Source organism: Rhizobium sp. CB3090, from assembly GCF_029714285.1.
GTDB lineage: Bacteria > Pseudomonadota > Alphaproteobacteria > Rhizobiales > Rhizobiaceae > Rhizobium.
In genome coordinates this window covers 3,453,800-3,472,445 of the sequence record NZ_CP121662.1, presented here as the reverse complement: position 1 = coordinate 3,472,445, position 18,646 = coordinate 3,453,800, and the positions used below count along the sequence as shown (strand labels likewise).

General features: G+C 57.7%; 19 protein-coding genes. 10 read left to right on the top strand and 9 right to left on the bottom strand.

What is annotated here, in order from left to right; genetic code table 11:
• Positions 1-131: 131 nt before the first annotated feature.
• Both QA646_RS16665 and secB read left to right on the top strand, forming a co-directional pair.
• Entirely contained in the window at positions 132-662 is a 531-nt protein-coding gene (locus QA646_RS16665; protein ID WP_283056513.1) for an FxsA family protein, read from the top strand.
• Positions 663-756: 94 nt separating this feature from the next.
• Entirely contained in the window at positions 757-1,239 is a 483-nt protein-coding gene (gene secB / locus QA646_RS16660) for a protein-export chaperone SecB (RefSeq protein ID WP_107106376.1), read from the top strand.
• An 84-nt stretch (positions 1,240-1,323) separates the two neighbouring features.
• Here secB and dnaQ read toward each other — a convergent pair whose 3' ends face one another.
• From dnaQ to QA646_RS16630, 6 genes are read right to left on the bottom strand one after another with little or no spacing between them, the layout of a single operon-like run.
• Positions 1,324-2,040 (bottom strand): DNA polymerase III subunit epsilon, encoded by a 717-nt coding sequence (gene dnaQ / locus QA646_RS16655; RefSeq protein ID WP_283056512.1) that lies wholly within the window; start codon positions 2,038-2,040, stop codon positions 1,324-1,326.
• Positions 2,041-2,658, bottom strand: a complete 618-nt coding sequence (gene coaE / locus QA646_RS16650) for a dephospho-CoA kinase (RefSeq protein WP_283056511.1) — start codon at positions 2,656-2,658, stop codon at positions 2,041-2,043.
• Entirely contained in the window at positions 2,658-3,515 is an 858-nt protein-coding gene (locus tag QA646_RS16645) for a shikimate dehydrogenase (protein ID WP_283056510.1), read from the bottom strand. Before QA646_RS16645 ends, coaE begins: the two co-directional genes overlap by 1 nt.
• Complete coding sequence (locus tag QA646_RS16640) at positions 3,508-4,107, bottom strand: Maf-like protein (RefSeq protein ID WP_283056509.1); 600 nt, start codon at positions 4,105-4,107, stop codon at positions 3,508-3,510. Before QA646_RS16640 ends, QA646_RS16645 begins: the two co-directional genes overlap by 8 nt.
• A 32-nt stretch (positions 4,108-4,139) precedes the next feature.
• Entirely contained in the window at positions 4,140-4,961 is an 822-nt protein-coding gene (locus QA646_RS16635) for a pyruvate, water dikinase regulatory protein (RefSeq protein WP_283056508.1), read from the bottom strand.
• A 1-nt stretch (position 4,962) separates the two neighbouring features.
• Complete coding sequence (locus QA646_RS16630; protein ID WP_283056507.1) at positions 4,963-5,262, bottom strand: hypothetical protein; 300 nt, start codon at positions 5,260-5,262, stop codon at positions 4,963-4,965.
• Positions 5,263-5,360: 98 nt separating this feature from the next.
• Here QA646_RS16630 and hemE point away from each other — a divergent pair, with 98 nt between their 5' ends.
• The 8 genes from hemE (at position 5,361) to QA646_RS16590 (ending at position 14,246) form a co-directional block, all read left to right on the top strand.
• Entirely contained in the window at positions 5,361-6,395 is a 1,035-nt protein-coding gene (gene hemE / locus QA646_RS16625) for a uroporphyrinogen decarboxylase (RefSeq protein ID WP_283056506.1), read from the top strand.
• Positions 6,352-6,945 carry a protoporphyrinogen oxidase HemJ gene (gene hemJ / locus QA646_RS16620; protein ID WP_283056505.1) on the top strand — a complete coding sequence of 198 codons (594 nt, stop codon included), beginning with the start codon at positions 6,352-6,354 and terminating at the stop codon, positions 6,943-6,945. The genes hemE and hemJ overlap by 44 nt, the downstream gene beginning before the upstream one ends.
• Before the next feature lie 201 nt (positions 6,946-7,146).
• Entirely contained in the window at positions 7,147-8,412 is a 1,266-nt protein-coding gene (gene rho, locus QA646_RS16615) for a transcription termination factor Rho (RefSeq protein WP_283056504.1), read from the top strand.
• A 148-nt stretch (positions 8,413-8,560) separates the two neighbouring features.
• Complete coding sequence (gene mnmE, locus QA646_RS16610; RefSeq protein ID WP_283056503.1) at positions 8,561-9,880, top strand: tRNA uridine-5-carboxymethylaminomethyl(34) synthesis GTPase MnmE; 1,320 nt, start codon at positions 8,561-8,563, stop codon at positions 9,878-9,880.
• Between the two features lie 109 nt (positions 9,881-9,989).
• Entirely contained in the window at positions 9,990-11,870 is a 1,881-nt protein-coding gene (mnmG, locus tag QA646_RS16605; RefSeq protein WP_283056502.1) for a tRNA uridine-5-carboxymethylaminomethyl(34) synthesis enzyme MnmG, read from the top strand.
• A gap of 25 nt (positions 11,871-11,895) precedes the next feature.
• Positions 11,896-12,513, top strand: a complete 618-nt coding sequence (gene rsmG / locus QA646_RS16600) for a 16S rRNA (guanine(527)-N(7))-methyltransferase RsmG (protein WP_283056501.1) — start codon at positions 11,896-11,898, stop codon at positions 12,511-12,513.
• A gap of 19 nt (positions 12,514-12,532) precedes the next feature.
• Positions 12,533-13,330, top strand: coding sequence for a ParA family protein (locus QA646_RS16595; RefSeq protein ID WP_107106366.1), 798 nt, complete (start codon positions 12,533-12,535; stop codon positions 13,328-13,330).
• A 31-nt stretch (positions 13,331-13,361) separates the two neighbouring features.
• Positions 13,362-14,246: a ParB/RepB/Spo0J family partition protein gene (locus QA646_RS16590; protein ID WP_283056500.1), complete on the top strand. Its 885-nt coding sequence runs from the start codon at positions 13,362-13,364 to the stop codon at positions 14,244-14,246.
• 65 nt (positions 14,247-14,311) lie between these two features.
• Here the strand turns inward: QA646_RS16590 and holA are convergent, their stop codons facing one another.
• From holA to leuS, 3 genes are read right to left on the bottom strand one after another with little or no spacing between them, the layout of a single operon-like run.
• Entirely contained in the window at positions 14,312-15,349 is a 1,038-nt protein-coding gene (holA, locus tag QA646_RS16585; protein WP_283056499.1) for a DNA polymerase III subunit delta, read from the bottom strand.
• Between the two features lie 15 nt (positions 15,350-15,364).
• Positions 15,365-15,886, bottom strand: coding sequence for an LPS assembly lipoprotein LptE (gene lptE, locus QA646_RS16580; RefSeq protein WP_283056498.1), 522 nt, complete (start codon positions 15,884-15,886; stop codon positions 15,365-15,367).
• Entirely contained in the window at positions 15,876-18,506 is a 2,631-nt protein-coding gene (leuS, locus tag QA646_RS16575; RefSeq protein ID WP_283056497.1) for a leucine--tRNA ligase, read from the bottom strand. Before leuS ends, lptE begins: the two co-directional genes overlap by 11 nt.
• Positions 18,507-18,646 lie beyond the last annotated feature (140 nt).

The following is an 18,646-nucleotide window of genomic DNA, read 5'->3' as shown; positions in this document are numbered from 1 at the left end:
CGCCGTTAAAATTGAGAGTTTCAATCCCCATATAGTCCGCATCGATCTATCATTCAAATAGCGGACCGGTATCTTTATTATGCGCGATAGACTAACGCTAAGCGCATAAGCCGCTTCCAGGACACGTTAACATGCGCATATCCCTTGTTCCTATCGTCGTCTTTCTGATGCCGCTTGCGGAAATCGCCGGCTTCGTCATCGTCGGCAAGATGGTCGGCGTCTGGGCGACATTGGGGCTGGTGATCCTCAGCGCACTTCTGGGTGTTGCGCTTCTCAGAATCCAGGGCATCGGTATCCTGCAACGCATTTCGGCCGAGAGCCGTAACGGCGGTGATCCCGGACGCGAGATGGTGCATGGCGCCATGATTGTCGTTGCCGCATTCCTGCTGATGCTACCGGGCTTCATCTCTGATATTATCGGTTTGCTGCTCTTCATTCCGGCGATCCGTGAGCTCGCCTGGAAGGTCCTGCGGAAACGCATCGTCGTTCTCGGCAGTTCGCGCGCCTTCCGGCGCGGAGCCGGACCAGGCGCGGGTTCAGCTTCCGGCCCGCAAACACGACCGCATGGACCCGGCAATGTCGTCGATCTGGACGAGACCGATTTCCATCGCGAGCCCAATCGCAACTCGCCTTGGTCTGACAAAAAACGCCTTGAAGAGTAGGCAAAGCGGCCAAAGATGGCCAAAGCCTCAAGGGTTGTAAGCCCTTATACGAAATGCTAGATGGCGACACCCAATGACGTCAGAGGAAACCCCCATGGCCAACGAGAACAGCGGTAACGGCGCAGCCAGCCCGAGCCTTTCCATCCTTGCTCAATACACCAAGGATCTTTCCTTCGAAAATCCTGGTGCTCCGCGCTCGCTGCAGGCCCGGGAAAACGCCCCCGATATCAACATCAATGTCAACGTCAACGCCAATCCGCTGTCGGAATCGGATTTCGACGTCGTGCTGACGCTGAATGCCGAAGCCAAGGATGGTGACCGGGTTCTCTTCCACACCGAGCTGGTCTACGGCGGCGTCTTCCGCGTCACCGGTTTCCCGCAGGAACACATGCTGCCGCTGCTCTTCATCGAGTGCCCTCGCCTGCTCTTCCCGTTCGCTCGTCAAATCATCGCCGACGTCACGCGTAATGGCGGCTTCCCGCCGCTGATGATCGACCCGATCGATTTCGCGCAGATGTTCACCCAGCGCGTCGCCGAAGAACAGGCCCGCGCCCAGGTCGAAGCAGTTCCGAACTAAGCCTTCGATTTATTCCATCGATGGAAATAGGAGTGCCCGGATTTCGATCCGGGCATTTTCTTTTGGGCGCTTGAAATTATGCTTTCAGTTCACGGCACGGTATTTCGACCAGATGCCTTTTTCGCCAAGTTTGGCGATCAGCGCGGCGTGATCTTCCAGTTCGGCGTCGCTCAATCTGCTTGCCAGCGGCTTTGGTCGCACCAGGATATCCGCAGCAGTCTCTTCGATATCGTCGACCTGGCGGGACCGTGCAGATGAGCCGTTGATGCTGCCAAGACCAAGGGCCGTCTGCCGGCCACCAATCATCTCGATATAGACTTCGGCGAGCAATTCGGAGTCGAGAAGCGCGCCGTGTTTGGTGCGGTGGGAATTGTCGATGCCGTAGCGCCGGCAGAGTGCATCTAGCGAATTCGGCCCCATCGGATGTTTGCGTCGCGCCATGGCCAGCGTGTCGATCACCGTGTCGGGCAGAATCGGCGGACGGCCGAGGCGCGCGAATTCGGCATTGACGAAGCCCATGTCGAACGTCGCGTTATGGGCGATCCACTTCGCTTCGCCGAAAAAGGCAAGGATCTCGTCGGCGACATCAGCAAAAAACGGCTTATCCTTCAGGAATTCGTCCGTGATGCCATGAACGGCAAGCGCATCCGGATGAACCTTGCGGTCGCCGGGATTGATATAGATATGGATGGTCTTGCCGGTCGGGAAGTGATTGAAGAGTTCGATACCGCCTATTTCGATGATACGGTCGGCTCTATTGTCGAGACCGGTCGTTTCCGTATCGAAAATGATTTCGCGCATTCAGGACTCTCCGCCTGTCGATCCGTTGTCTACCGGCCGCTTTCGTAGGTCGGCTATGATGTCTTTTATCTGCTTCCGCGCCGCATCGATGCTGCCGCCGGTGTCGATGATATAATCGGCCCGTGCCCGCTTCTCCGCATCCGGCATCTGGCGGGAGAGAATCATATTGAATTTTTCCTCAGTCATGCCCGGCCTGGCAAGCACTCTTTCCTTTTGAATCTGCGGATCGCAACTGACGACGACGATCTTGTCCACCCTTTTATCGGCACCGGTCTCGAACAGCAGGGGGATGTCGAGCACGACGATATCCGCACCGGCGGCAGTCTGTTCATCCAAAAACTCCCGTTCGCGCTGCCGCACCAGCGGATGGACGATGGCCTCCAGTCGTTTAAAACCGGAGGGATCGGAGGCGAGTTTACGGCCAAGTTCCTGGCGATCGACAGCTCCGTCCTTCGTCGTTCCCGGAAACGCGGCTTCGACCAAGGGCACGGCTTCGCCACTATAGAGATCATGCACCACTGCATCGGCATCATTCACGGGGATGCCGGCTTCGGCGAAGAGTTTTCCCGACGTCGATTTTCCCATGCCGATCGATCCGGTGAGGCCGACGCGGATCATCAATGTTTTTCCATATCGGCGATGATCAGCGCCCGCAGCGCCTCATCCACCACCGGACGCGTGCCGAACCATTTTTCGAAGCCCGGTACAGCCTGATGCAGCAACATGCCAAGACCATCGACGATGGCGAAGCCCTGTTCTTCTGCCTGGGTCAACAACGGCGTCTTCAGCGGCACATAAACGATATCGGTGACGACAGCATTTTTGGCCAACGGCGAAAAATCGATCTGCGGTGCCGCCTCGCCATCCATGCCAAGTGAGGTCGTATTGACGAAGAGACCGGCATCTCGCATCACCTCGTTCAGCGCCGCCATCGGATGGGCATGGACACGCGCGCCGAACCGATCCGCCAGTTCCCGCGCCCGCTCGACGGTACGGTTGACGACGTGAATTTCCCCGATGCCACGATTGCGCACCGCCTGGATGATGGCGCGGCTGGCGCCGCCCGCACCCAGGATAACAACTCGCCCGCTACGATCCCAACCGGGATGGCGCTCATCCAGATTGGCCGTGAAACCGCGGCCATCGGTATTGGTCGCATGCAGCAATCCGTCCTGAAGCCAGAGCGTGTTCGAAGCACCGAGCTCCTCGGACAATTCATCCGGCCGATCCGCCAGCCTGAATGCCGTCTCCTTGTGCGGGATCGTCACGTTGCCGCCGACGAAGCCGCTAGAGCCGTCCTTCAAGGAAGCAATGAAACCTGGGAAATCATCCGGCGAGACTTCATGGGCGCGATAGCTGCCTGCAAGACCAAGCGTGCGCAGCCAATAGCCGTGAATGAGGGGCGAGCGGGAATGCTTGACGGGAAAGCCCGTAACGAAGACGTTGGGGCCGAATGTTTCACGTGAATCACCCATCGATCACTCCCAGTTCGCGAAGCTGCTGGAGGAGCGGCAGCATCGGCAAGCCGACGATGGTAAAATAATCGCCGTCGATGTTCGAGAAAAGCTGTATCCCCTCGCCCTCGAGCTGATAGGCGCCGACGCTCGACAGCGCCTTGTCACCGACACGGCTCAGATGACGATGGATAAAATCGGGGGAGAGATCGCGCATGGTCAATTCAGCATGGGACACATGTTCCCAGATGATGTCGCCGTTGCGGGCCAGCGCGATGGCACTGTTCAGACGGTGGGTCTTGCCGGACAGAGTTCGCAGATGGCTTTCGGCGTCCGCCATCGTTTTCGGCTTGTGGAAGACCTGATCGCCGAGCGACATCGTTTGATCCGAGCCGATGACGAGTGAACCGGGGAAGCGATCGCTCACCTCTTTCGCCTTGGCCTTGGCGAGCACCAATGCCACGGCATCCGGGCTGGCTCCCTCCTGCTCCAGCGGCGCTTCGATCGCACGCTCGTCGATCTCAGCCGCAACCGCCTGGAAATGCAGGCCGGCATTTTGCATCAGCATCCGTCGGAAGGGACTGGAAGAAGCAAGGATGAGCGGCGCTGTCATATCGAACGAACCTCGGAAATCATACTATTCGCTTAGCGTAGCTTCGGGCGCAGGGCAACAATGGCGGCCGCGGTCTCTTCGATCGAGCGGCGGGTGACATCGATGACGGGCCAATTGTGCCGGGCGCAGAGCGAGCGGGCATATTTCAGCTCTTCGGAGATGGTCGCTCGATCGATATAGTCGCCGCGGTCGAAACCCGCCGTCGCCCCCAGAATGCGATTTTCCCGAACCTGCGATATCCGGTCGGTGGTCGCCACCAGCCCGACGATCAGCGGTTTGGTTGCCCGGATCAAACTCTCGGGCAAGGGCACGCCATGGACGATGGGGATATTGGCCGTCTTGATGCCTCTGTTGGCAAGATAGATGCTGGTCGGTGTCTTCGATGTCCGGCTGATGCCGATAATGACAACATCGGCATCATTATAGTCATCCTGCATCTGCCCATCATCATGATCCATGGTGAAGTTCAGCGCTTCGATGCGCGCGAAATAATCGGCGTTCATCACATGCTGGGCGCCGACCCGGCGGCGGGACGCCGTACCGAGATAGGTCTGGAAGACATTCATGACCGGCTCGAGAACATTGACGCAGGGCACGCCCATCTCGCGGCAACGCTCGTCGATGAAATCGGCAAGCTCTCGGTCGACGATCGTATAAAGCACGATACCGGGGCTGTGGTCGATCGCTTCCAGAACCGGCAGGAGCTGCTTGCGATTCCGGATCAGCGGGTAGACGTGCTCGAGTGGCTGGCTGGTGTGGAATTGCACCGAAGCGGCGCGGCCGGCGGAAATCAGAGTCTCGCCCGTTGAGTCAGAAATCAGATGCAGATGAAAGAAGCTTGTCCGGTTTTCCACGCTACTTTCCATCACCTGTTGATATCTCGGGAGAGAAGAGAGGTACGGGAACCAGCCCGTCCGGGGCAAGTGGAAAACCGCCAACTTTTCCACATTTCGAATTTTGACGAAGACGGTTTGCCGGGATTGTGGGCAATGTGGATAATTTGCGCTCGCCAGCAAGCCTCCCCAATTTATCCCCAAGTGACTCTGAAATAAAATACAAGCCAAGTCCTTCAAATGATTGAGCGAAGTTTTCTCTTTTCCACATATCCAGCGCTTGGCCCGAACTCTTTGTTGGATGCTGGCGGGTGCGCGACATTTTGGATCGGTCGTGGATGGATTTTAATCCTTGATAGTCACCGACTCTAAGAAATAGAAACCTTAAATATATGTTTGGTTTTATAAGGGATGACGCCATTGAGCGATGAACGCCGGAAGATCATGAGGGTGCTGAGCGGAGAAACGCTGACCCCTCCCCCTCTCTGGCTGATGCGCCAAGCTGGCCGCTATCTTCCGGAATATCGGGAAACCCGGGCAAAGGCTGGGAGCTTTCTCGACCTCTGTTACAATCCGGAGCATGCGGTCGAAGTGACGATGCAGCCGATCCGGCGCTATGGCTTTGATGCGGCGATCCTGTTTTCCGATATCCTGGTGATCCCCGACGCGCTGAAGCGCAATGTCCGCTATACCGAGGGGCATGGTCCGGAGATGGATCCCATCGATGAAGCCGGCATTCAGGCGCTGAAGGGCGACGGCGTAGTGGATTATCTGGCTCCCGTCATGGAGACGGTGCGGCGCTTGCGCAGCGAGCTGCCTGAGGAGACAACGCTGCTTGGATTTTGTGGAGCGCCCTGGACCGTTGCGACCTATATGATTGCAGGCCACGGCACCCCCGATCAGGCCCCTGCCCGGCTTTTCGCCTATCGGCACCCAAAGGCATTCGAGCATCTGTTGATGCTGCTTGCCGATATATCCGCCGATTACCTGGTGGCGCAGATCGACGCCGGCGCCGATGCCGTGCAGATTTTCGATTCCTGGGCTGGTGTGCTCGGCGAGACGGAGTTCGAAGTTTTCGCCGTCAAGCCGGTTGCGAGAATAATCTCCTCCATCAAGGCTCGGAGGCCGCAAGCAAAAATCATCGCCTTTGCCAAGGGCGCCGGATATCTGCTGAAGACCTACCGGCGGAAGACAGGGGCCGATGCAATTGGTCTCGACTGGTCTGTGCCACTTGCCTTCGCCAGGGAGCTTCAACGGGAAGGACCGGTGCAGGGCAATCTCGATCCGATGCGTGTCGTCGCCGGCGGCAAGGCGCTCAGGGATGGGATCGACGAGGTCCTGCAGAACCTGGGCCATGGCCCGCTGATCTTCAATCTTGGCCATGGCATTACCCCGCAGGCCGATCCGTCTCATGTCACTGCTCTGGTCGAGCATGTGCGTGCATGGAAAGGGTGACGAGGTGAACGAGGAAAAGCAGATAGATCCTCGTCCGGGTGCCTATGCCAGCCGGCGCGCCTATTTCATGATCCTGCTATTCGCGGCGTTGGCGATCGGCCTATTTGCCTGGCATCCGGACAATCTCTATCTCTGGATCAAGGCGTTCCACATCATTGCGGTGATCTCGTGGATGGCCGGGCTCTTCTATATGCCGCGGCTTTTCATCTATCACACCGATGCCGAGCCCGGCTCGCAGCAGTCGGAGACCTTCAAGGTGATGGAGCGGCGGCTTTTGCGGGTGATCATGACGCCGGCCATGATGTTGACCTGGATTTTCGGGCTCTATCTCGCCTGGTCGGTCTATGATTTCCACGGCGGATGGCTGCATGCCAAGATTGGCCTTGTCGTGCTGCTGACGGGCGTCCACATGGTCTTCAGCCGCGCCGTTCGCACCTTTGCACGCGATGAAAACCAACATTCGGCCCGTTACTGGCGGTTCATGAACGAGGCGCCGACCGTATTGATGATACTGATCGTCATTTTGGTTGTGGTGAAGCCGTTTGCATGAAATAAGAAGCAGAACTTAGCGCTGACGTTAAATTTCCTTCATTTTGTCAGCCCCCCTTGCGGGGTACAAAGTGAATCGCTATTTTCCCGCCATCTCTTCTTCGTGGCATGTCTCAGTTCTGTCGCTCGCGAACATCCCCCCTCGCGGTTCTGAATACGACCAACATTGCCTTTCCCCTTCTAAAACAGAGTAAATCCCTTCATGGCTGAAATGAAGCTTCAAGAACTTAAGAATAAGTCCCCGACCGATCTCCTGGCCTTTGCCGAATCGCTCGAGGTCGAGAATGCGAGCACGATGCGCAAACAGGAACTGATGTTTGCCATTCTGAAGGTGCTTGCCAGCCAGGACGTGGAAATTATCGGCGAAGGCGTTGTCGAGGTTCTGCAGGACGGATTCGGCTTTCTGCGCTCCGCCAACGCCAATTATCTGCCCGGTCCGGACGATATCTATATCTCGCCATCGCAGATCCGCCGCTTCTCGCTGAAGACGGGCGATACGGTCGAGGGGCCGATCCGCGGACCGAAGGAAGGCGAGCGTTATTTCGCCCTGTTGAAGGTCAACACCATCAATTTCGACGATCCGGAAAAGATCCGTCACAAGGTTCATTTCGACAATCTGACGCCGCTTTATCCGAACGAGCGGTTCCGCATGGAACTCGACATTCCGACCTCCAAGGATCTGTCGCCGCGCGTCATCGATCTCGTGGCGCCGCTCGGCAAGGGCCAGCGCGGTCTGATCGTTGCACCGCCGCGCACCGGTAAGACGGTGCTGCTGCAGAACATCGCCCATTCGATTACTGCCAATCATCCAGACTGCTATCTGATCGTTCTGTTGATCGACGAACGCCCTGAGGAAGTGACGGACATGCAGCGTTCCGTGCGCGGTGAGGTCATTTCGTCCACCTTCGACGAGCCGGCCGTTCGCCACGTGCAGGTCGCCGAGATGGTCATCGAGAAGGCCAAGCGCCTTGTCGAACACGGCCGTGACGTCGTTATCCTCCTCGACTCGATCACGCGCCTCGGCCGAGCCTACAACACGGTCGTTCCCTCCTCCGGTAAGGTTCTGACCGGCGGTGTCGACGCCAACGCATTGCAGCGGCCAAAGCGCTTCTTCGGTGCCGCCCGTAACATCGAAGAAGGCGGCTCGTTGACGATTATCGCGACCGCCCTGATCGACACCGGCAGCCGCATGGACGAAGTGATCTTCGAAGAGTTCAAGGGTACCGGCAACTCGGAAATCGTTCTCGATCGCAAGGTTGCCGATAAGCGTATCTTCCCGGCAATGGATATTCTCAAGTCCGGCACCCGTAAGGAAGACTTGCTCGTGCCGCGCCAGGATCTGCAGAAGATCTTTGTTCTTCGCCGTATCCTTGCTCCGATGGGTACGACCGATGCGATCGAATTCCTCATCGACAAATTGAAGCAGACGAAGAACAATCCGGACTTCTTCGACTCGATGAATACGTAATCCTTAGCCGGATTCATCCTCGCTCCGGAGCGAGGAAATTTGAATGGAACCTATCGGGTCGCTTTATGCGGCCCGATTTTGTTTGTAAGCAAGAGTCTAAGCTTCGAAGGTCTTCTCGGCCAAATCGATTCGGATGCGGATCAATCCAATGCAGAATTTCAACGACACGATCTTTGCGCTTTCCAGCGGCGGCCTGCCGGCTGGTGTCGGGGTTGTGCGGATTAGCGGCCCCCAGGCGCTGGTTGCGACCAAGGCTCTGGTGGGGACCTTACCTAAGCCACGGCAAGCGGCGCTGAAAACGATTCGGGCTCGAAACGGTCTTATCATCGACCGTGGTCTGGTTCTTGTTTTCCCTGTTCCGGCTTCCTTTACCGGCGAGGACTGTGCCGAGATTCACCTTCATGGAGGTAAAGCTGTTGTTGCTGCGCTTCTGGAAGAGCTTGCAGCCTTTCAAGGATGCCGGATGGCGGAACATGGCGAGTTTTCGCGCCGCGCCCTTGAGAATGGCAAGATGGATCTCGTCGAAATTGAGGGCCTGGCGGATCTCATTGCCGCCGAGACGGAAATGCAGCGGCGATTGGCCGTGGAACACGCCGCGGGTGGCCTTTCCAAGCTTTATGAGGGATGGGCGGATCGTCTGACGCGTGCGCGTGCCCTGATCGAGGCGGAGTTGGATTTTGCCGATGAAGACGATGTTCCAGGATCAGTATCCGATCTGGTCTGGGCAGATATGGCGAAACTGCAATCCGAGTTGTCTGCACACCTCGCCGGCGCCGACTTCGGCGAGATCGTCCGCGATGGCTTGAAGGTGGTCATTGCCGGTGCGCCAAATGCCGGCAAGTCGAGCCTGATGAACGCATTGGCGCGTCGCGAGGTGGCGATCGTGACCGATATTGCCGGGACGACACGCGATGTTTTGCATATCGATCTCAATATCGAAGGATATGCGGTTCGGCTGTATGATACGGCCGGCTTGCGAAATACCGAGGAAGTCATTGAACGAGAAGGGATTAGGCGAGCGCTGAAAACGGCGGCGGAAGCGGATATTATCCTGTCGCTCGCGGAGATAGGGATTGCCGCGCAAACTGACTTTCCTGGGTTTTGTGGGAAAGTCTTTCGTGTTGGGACGAAGTCGGACATCCATCCCATCGATGATGAGAACTACGATCTCTGCATTTCCTCAACAACGGGCTCAGGTCTGACGGAGCTGCATCAATTGTTGGTTAATGATTTGCTAACGCGATCCGCAGCGCTGTCACTGGCGCTGCCGAGTCGGTTAAGGCATCGGAGGCTGTTGGCGGATAGCCTTGAAACATTGGGTCAGGCCGTCACCTCTGTTTCTGCAGGGTTGGATATACGAGCAGAATTCCTGCGACGAGCGGCGCACAGTTTGGGCCGGATCACCGGAAGGGTTGACGTCGAGGATCTGCTGGATGTCATCTTCTCGGAATTTTGTATCGGCAAATGATTCACGTGAAACACAACGTCAGAAACATCGTCGAAAAACGTTTCACGTGAAACCTTCTTGACTCCTGAATTTGGTGTGCCAAACAGACGGCAATACCGAGGTTTTGACAATGCTCGACAAAATATATGACGTAATAGTCGTGGGTGGTGGGCACGCGGGCAGTGAAGCTGCGGCCGCGGCGGCTCGTTTGGGCGCGCTAACAGCTCTTGTTACCCATAAGCGCGACACGATCGGCGTAATGTCCTGCAACCCGGCGATTGGCGGTCTTGGCAAAGGTCACCTGGTTCGTGAGATCGACGCGCTTGATGGCTTGATGGGTCGAGTCGCCGATGCGGCGGGTATCCAGTTCCGTATGCTGAACCGGAAGAAAGGGCCCGCTGTCCGGGGCCCCCGTACCCAGGCCGATCGTAAGCTTTACCGTCTCGCCATGCAGGCTGAGATCAGTGCAATCGAGAACTTGGATGTGATCGAAGGCGATGCCTTTGATCTTGGCATCGAGAACGATCGCATTTCGGCGGTTGTTCTGAAGGACGGCCGTGTTCTGCGATGTGGTGCTGTCGTTCTGACGACCGGCACTTTTCTCCGTGGCTTGATCCATATTGGCGACAAAAAGATTCCGGCCGGCCGCGTTGGCGAGGAACCCTCGATAGGCCTGTCCGCCACACTGCAACGCTATGGCTTGACGCTTGGCCGTTTGAAGACCGGTACGCCGGCGCGGCTGGATGGCACGACTATTGATTGGGATGCAGTGGGTCGTCAGGGCGCCGATGATGAGCCAGTGCCGTTTTCATTCATGACGGATGTTGTCATCAATCCGCAAATTGAATGTGGGGTGACGCGGACCACCCCAGAAACCCATAGGATCATCGCTGACAATCTCATGCGTTCGGCGATGTATTCAGGCCAGATCGAGGGCGTCGGGCCACGTTACTGTCCGTCGATCGAGGATAAGATCGTTAAGTTCGGCGAACGGGACGGTCACCAGATTTTTCTGGAACCCGAGGGACTGGACGACACGACCATTTATCCGAATGGAATATCGACCTCGCTTCCCGAGGAGGTGCAGGACGCCTTTATCCGAACCATTCCGGGCCTGGAACGAGTCCGGATTCTGCAAAGCGGTTATGCCATTGAATATGACCATGTCGATCCACGTGAGTTGAAGCCGTCGCTTGAAGTGATGAAAATTCCGGGCCTGTTTTTGGCGGGACAGATCAATGGGACGACCGGTTACGAAGAAGCTGGGGCGCAGGGCTTGGTAGCTGGGTTGAATGCTGCTCGCCTGGCATCCGGTGGGGAGGCTGTGCAGCTCAGCCGGACAGAATCCTATATCGGTGTTATGATTGACGATCTCACGTCTCGCGGCGTGGCCGAGCCCTATCGCATGTTCACATCGCGCGCTGAGTATCGCTTATCGCTGCGTGCGGATAATGCCGACGTTCGCCTGACGCCGCTTGGCATGTCCATTGGCTGCGTTGGCGTGAATCGTGCCGTGCGGTTCAATCGACATATGGAGAAGCTGGAGCGGGCGCGCGCTCAATTGAAGGGTTTGAACGTCACGCCCTCGGAAGCGGCAAAAGCCGGGTTGCATCTGAATAAGGATGGCCAGCGTCGATCGGCCTATGATCTCCTGTCCCATCCAGGACAGTCCGTCGAATCGCTTTCTGCTTTGTGGCCGGAATTGCGCTCGATCGAGGGACGTGTTGTTGAAGCCGTTGAAATCGAGGCTGCCTATGCGGTCTATATGGACCGCCAAGCCTCCGACATCGTACAGGTACGACGCGAGGAAGAACGGCAGATTCCCGCGGACTTTGATTTCTCTGCCTTATCCGGTCTGTCAAATGAGCTCAAACAGAAATTGACGGTATCACGACCCAAAAATATTGCGCAGGCGTCGCGGATCGACGGGATGACGCCGGCAGCAATATCGCTTTTGCTGGCTCATCTGCGGAAGCAGATCGGAGCGGAAGAGCAGAAGCTCGTTTCTTGATATTGCAAGGTGTGAGAGTCCTGCCATGGAATTAAACGGTGTGCGTGTTTCACGTGAAACACAAAGGCGTCTGCAGCACTTTGCTGAGCTCTTTCAGAAGTGGGCAAAGACCATCAATCTGGTCGCGCCTTCCACGATCAATGATCTCTGGCAGAGACATATTGCCGATAGCGCGCAGATCTTTCAACTTCACCCGAAGCCGGCCCGATGGGTCGATCTCGGAAGCGGCGGCGGATTTCCCGGCGTCATCACGGCGATTCTTCTGGCGGAACAGGCAGATGGCCATGTCGACCTGGTGGAGAGTAACCAGAAAAAGGCTGCTTTCTTGCGGGTCTGCCTTAGGGAATGTGAAGCCCGCGGCGTTGTCCATGCTATCCGCATCGAAGAAGCACCGAAAGTCATTCCTCATTGTGACCTGATCTCGGCAAGAGCGCTCGCCGAGCTGGACGTGCTGCTGGACTACGTAGCGCCTTGGGCGGAACGCAACGAAAATATATGTTTGCTGCTACATAAAGGCCGGGATTACGAACGCGAACTGGAGAAAGCCCGTGGTCGGTGGGAATTCGATCTGGTAAAACACAACAGCGTTGTCGAGCGAGAATCAGTTATCTTGGAGTTAAATCGCCCTCGACGTCGAATTTAACCAAAATGGATATGCGGCGATGATCGGCGAGCGAAACCGGATTATTACTATCGCAAATCAAAAGGGCGGTGTCGGCAAGACAACCACGGCGATCAACCTGGCCACGGCGCTGGCCGCTATCGGCGAACGTGTCCTGATCGTCGACCTCGATCCGCAAGGGAATGCCAGCACCGGTTTGGGCATCGAGCGGCGGGATCGAAAAGTATCATCGTATGATCTCTTGGTAGGGACCCATACGATCCTCGATACGGTTCAGGAGACGGCGGTTCCCAATCTCTACATCGTTCCCTCGACGATGGATTTGCTCGGCATCGAGATGGAAATCGCACAGCAAGCCGACCGCGTCTTCCGGCTGCGTCGCGCTCTGAATGGTGCAGGCGCCACCGCTTTCTCCTATATCCTGGTCGATTGCCCGCCATCGTTCAATCTGCTGACCATGAATGCCATGGCGGCGGCCCATTCGGTTCTGGTGCCGCTGCAGTGCGAATTCTTCGCTTTGGAAGGTCTCAGCCAGTTGCTGGAAACGGTCGACCAAGTGCGCCGCACCGTTAATCCGTTGCTCGATATTCAGGGCATCGTTTTAACCATGTTTGATTCGCGCAACAATCTTGCGCAACAGGTCGTCAACGACGTGCGGACTCATTTGGGCGAGAAAGTCTACCATACGTTGATCCCGCGCAATGTTCGCGTGTCAGAAGCGCCCTCCTATGGCAAGCCCGCGATCCTTTACGATCTGAAATGCGCCGGTAGCCAAGCCTATCTGCAGCTCGCGTCGGAAGTGATCCAGCGCGAGCGGCAGCGTAAGGCGGCGGCTTGATTCACTGTTTGTTCTGGAGTGAGTAATTGCGATGAATGATGATCTTTCGAAACGGCGCCTTGGCCGAGGCTTGGCAGCTCTCATCGGAGAGATGGATCAGCCGACACCGGTAGATGCCGGCAGGCCGAGCGTCAATCCGGATCGCCTGGTGCCGATCGAATTCATCAGTCGCAACCCGAAGAACCCTCGTCGCTATTTCGACGAAACCGAGCTGCATGATCTTGCCAGCTCCATTCGGCAGCACGGCATCGTTCAGCCGGTGGTCGTGCGCACCGTCTCGATCGATCGCTATGAAATCATAGCCGGAGAACGGCGCTGGCGCGCGGCGCAACTGGCCGGCTTGGTCGAAATTCCTGTTATCGTGCGCGATGTCGATGACAAAACCGCCCTGGAAATCGCCATTGTCGAAAACGTTCAGCGCGCCGATCTCAATCCCCTGGAAGAGGCGCTGGGCTATGAGCAGTTGATTGCCGAACATGGCTATACGCAAAACGATCTTGGCGAGATCATCGGCAAAAGCCGCAGCCATGTCGCCAATTCGCTGCGCCTGCTGAAGCTGCCGGAGCCGGTTCGCGATATGCTTGCCGGCGGCAGCCTCTCGGCGGGCCATGCACGTGCGCTTGTTTCCACCTCTGATCCGGCCGCACTAGCCCGTACGATCGTTTCCAAGGGCATGTCGGTGCGTGATGCCGAGCGGCTGGCGCAGAACGATATCAAGGCCCAGAACGACCCTCGCCCTGCAAGTGCTCGCAAGGATGAGAAGGATTCCGATACGCTGGCGTTGGAAAGAACCTTGTCCGACACGCTGGGGCTGGATGTCACGATCAATCATCGCGGCAGCGGTGGCCAAGTTAAGATCTCATACAAAACCCTGGAGCAGCTCGAAGAAATTTGCCGGTTGCTGGAGCGGCGTTGAGCTGTTTCGCGTGAACTAGAGCATCTTATCCGCTTGCAGGTGATGCCGCCTGAAAGCGGGCTGCTCTAGCCCTTGCGGGCTGATTGCAGCGTGGTCGCCAGCAGTGTCTGTGTGGCGATCGTATCTTCCAGACTGGCCCGCTGCCGTGTTTGAAGAATAGCGGCTTGCAATCGGTTCATTTCTCGCGCAATTGCCGGAGCCGTCCAGCTCTTCAGAGCCTGCTCAATGATCGGCTTGCGCCGGAAGTGCAGATGCCGGCCGAGTGTCTGCATGACTTGTGCCGGCGACACGCGCTTTTCGTCCATTTCCGTACGCATCACGTCCAACAATTGAAATTGCCTCAGGCAACCCTGCAAAACGAGAAACATCGGTGTCTTGGAGGAAGCGATTTTCTGCATGGCATGCAGAAACGCCTCGGAATCGCCCTTGAGAATGGCGTCGACGGCATCGTCTGCCGAAATGGCGCTGGCGTCGCCGATGATATCGGTGACATGATCCTCTTCGATTGTCCCCTGCCCTCGGCAGTACAGCGCCAGTTTGCGGACCTCATTGCGCGAGGCGATGCGGTCGCCGCCCAGAAATTCCAATAGGAGTTGACGCGCCGCAGGTGTGATACGCAGATTTTCATTGGCCAGTTCAGTGTCGATAAGGCCGTTCAATGCGCGAACGTCATCGGTATAGCAAGGAATGGTTGCGACGGCTTTGGAGGTCTCGGCCACCTTACGCAGGCCGGAGCCTTTTTTCAGATCACCGGCCTCGATGACGACAAAACTGGCATCCGGCGGGTTGTCGGCAATGATCTGCAGCGAATCGACAAGAACCTTCTCGTTGGCGGCACCGCGGATCCATACCAGCTTTTGCCCGCCGAACAGGCCGATAGCATTGACTTCGTCGAGCAAGCGACAGGCATCGCTCTGAAGATCACTCACATCGAGTTTGATCAGGGAAAAAGGATCATTCAAATCGACGCCGGTCTTGCCGGCGATCTGCCCTGCCCGCTCGGATACAAGGCCGCGGTCAGGACCGTAGATGACAAAAAGGCGGTAATTGCGCGCGGCGTTTTGAAGAAATCCGTCAAACTCGTGAGATTTGATTTCTGCCATGCCGCGCAGCTCATATCAGCGGCTGAGCGCGGCAGCGATGTCGGCTCCCACCAGCTCGGCAACCTCGCGCGCGGCGCGGTCTTCCGAATCGCGGATGGCGCGGGACTTGGCAAATTCCTGGGTCGGGAAGTCCACCAGCGACGTGACCGATCGGCTGCCGGATTTCAGAACCTTGCCGTCGCTGGCATTTTTCAGCGTGAAGGATGCCGTGACAGTGGTGCGGCCTGCGCCCGAGGTGTCGGAAGACGGCAGGTAGATAACGCCGCCCGTGCCCGAGCTGACGCTCAGATCCACCGTATATCTCGGCGTCTTCGTTTCGCCGGCACCGCGGCCGGCGATGAAGATCAATTGATTGCGAACCTGCTGACCCACGCGCGTGCCGGCGTCGGAAAAGGCAACGTCGGCGAGTTTCTGGGTTACGCCGGTGCTTTCCGCGTACAGCGGCCGCACCTGGCAGGAGGACAAAAGACCGGCAACGGCAACCAGAGACGCTACGCCTGCAACGCGAGCGAGCTTGAAGAGATTATCAGACGACAATGTTCACGATCCTCTGTGGAACGACGATGATCTTCTTTGGCGCCTGACCATTCAATGCGCTTCCGACGGCATCCAGGGCGAGTACAGCCTCTTGTACGGCATTCTGATCTGCATCGCGCGCAATTGTCAATTCGGCGCGCTTCTTGCCGTTGACCTGCACCGGGTACACGATCTCATTCTCGATGACGAGCACTTCGTCGTAGCTCGGCCAAGCGCTCGTGGCGACCAGATGCGTGTTGCCAAGCGCTGCGGAGCATTCTTCTGCCAGATGCGGCGTGATCGGTGCGACCAGGGCGATGAGGATCTCGACCGCTTCACGCACTGCCGAACGATAGCCGGCATCCGTGTTGCCGGCAGCGACCTTGCCCAGCGGCGCAGCCAGTGCGTTGACGAATTCATAGATGCGCGCGACGGCCTTGTTGAAGGCGAGCTTGTCGTAATCGCCCTGAACCGCCTTCAGCGTCCGATGGGCAACTTGCGAAACCGCCAGCGCCTCGCCTTCCTTAGCCGGAGTCGAGGTGACAGTTTTCAGCGCGTCCGCTGCTTCCGACACCAGGCGCCATGTGCGCTGCGTGAAACGATGCGCGCCTTCAACGCCTGCTTCAGACCAGATCACGTCGCGATCGGGCGGCGAATCGGACAGCACGAAGAACCGAGCCGTATCGGCGCCGTAAGAAGCGATGATATCGTCGGGGTCGACGACATTCTTCTTCGACTTCGACATCTTCTCGATGGCCCCGATGGCAATCTCTTCGCCGGTCGACAGCAGAGTTGCGCGCCGCTGACCATCGGTTTCCTCAATGCGGATGTCGGCCGGTGATACCCATTCGCGCGTCAAGCCATTGCCGCGGCTATAGGTCTCGTGAACCACCATGCCTTGCGTGAACAGGCCTTTGAAGGGTTCCTTCGCCTCGACATGGCCGGTCTCGCGCATGGCTCGGGTGAAGAAGCGGGAATAGAGCAGATGCAGGATCGCATGCTCGATGCCGCCGATATATTGATCGACGGGCAGCCAGCGATCGGCCGCGGCCTTGTCGGTCGGTTCGTTTTCCCATGGCGCGGTAAAGCGCGTGTAATACCAGCTCGAATCGACGAAGGTATCCATGGTGTCGGTTTCGCGGCGGGCATCCTTTCCGCATTGCGGGCAGGCGACATGCCGCCATGTCGGATGGCGGTCGAGCGGATTGCCCGGCTGGTCGAAGGTGACATCATCAGGCAGCTTGACGGGCAGATCCTGCTTCGGCACCGGCAGCACGCCGCAATCGTCGCAGTGGATCACCGGGATCGGGCAGCCCCAATAGCGCTGGCGCGAAATGCCCCAGTCGCGCAGGCGGAAATTCACCTTGCGTTCGGCCTGCGGTGCATTACCGAGGCTTGTCGCCGACAATCTTGCTGCCACAGTCTCAAAAGCTTCTTCGATGCTCATGCCGTCGAGGAAACGGGAATTGATCATGATGCCGTCGCCATCATAGGCGATATCGCCGATGGTGAAGCTGGCTGCGTCACCATCCCTGGGCATGACGACGGGCACGACCGGCAGGCCGTATTTGCGGGCGAAATCCAGGTCGCGCTGGTCGCCGGAGGGGCAGCCGAAGATGGCGCCCGTGCCATAGTCCATCAGCACGAAATTGGCGATATAGACGGGCAGCTCCCACGACGGGTCGAGCGGATGGCGGACGCGGATACCCGTGTCCATGCCTTTCTTCTCGGCGGTCTCCAGCGCGGCAAGCGAGGTGCCGGCGCGGCGGCATTCTTCGCAGAAGGCATCGATAGCCGGATTCACTGCCGCGGCTTCCTTCGCCAGCGGGTGATCGGCCGAAATCGCCAGGAAGGAGGCGCCGAAGAGCGTATCCGGACGAGTCGTATAGACGGTGATTTCACGGTCGGAATTCGGCGAGGTCTCCGGCACGATCTCCCAACGGATCGTCAGGCCCTCGGAACGACCGATCCAGTTCTTCTGCATCAGCCGTACTTTTTCCGGCCAATGGTCGAGCGTATCCAGCGCGTCCAGCAGTTCCTGGCTGAATTCGGTGATCTTGAAGAACCATTGCGTCAGCTCACGCTGTTCGACCAAAGCGCCGGAGCGCCAGCCGCGGCCGTCGATGACCTGCTCGTTGGCAAGCACGGTGTTGTCGACCGGGTCCCAGTTGACCTTGGACTTCTTGCGGTAGACCAGGCCCTTCTTCATCATGTCGATGAAGAGCATCTGCTGGCGATGGTAATAGTCGACATCGCAGGTGGCGAATTCGCGGCTCCAGTCCAGCGACAGGCCCATGGCCTTCAACTGTGCTTTCATCGAGGCAATGTTCTGGTAGGTCCATTCCTTTGGATGCACCTTATTGTCGCGGGCGGCGTTTTCCGCCGGCATGCCGAAGGCGTCCCAGCCCATCGGATGCAAGACATTATAGCCGCGGGCGCGCTTGTAGCGGGCAACGACGTCGCCCATGGCGTAATTGCGCACATGGCCCATATGGATGCGGCCCGACGGGTACGGGAACATCTCGAGGACGTAATATTTCTCGCGCGGATCGGCGTTGTCGGTGAGGAAGACGTTTTCCTCGTTCCATTTCTGCTGCCAGCGAGGCTCGGCATCGCGCGGATTATAACGTTCGGTAGCCATCTGATCTTGTATTCCGGAAAATCATGGGGAGTTGGCCGTGACCTTCATCACGAAACCAACCAAGCGTCAAGTTTAGTGGGGGCGGCAAGTGCCTTATCTTGCAAAGCAAAGCCGGATTCCGTGGCATCGGGCCTTGGCAA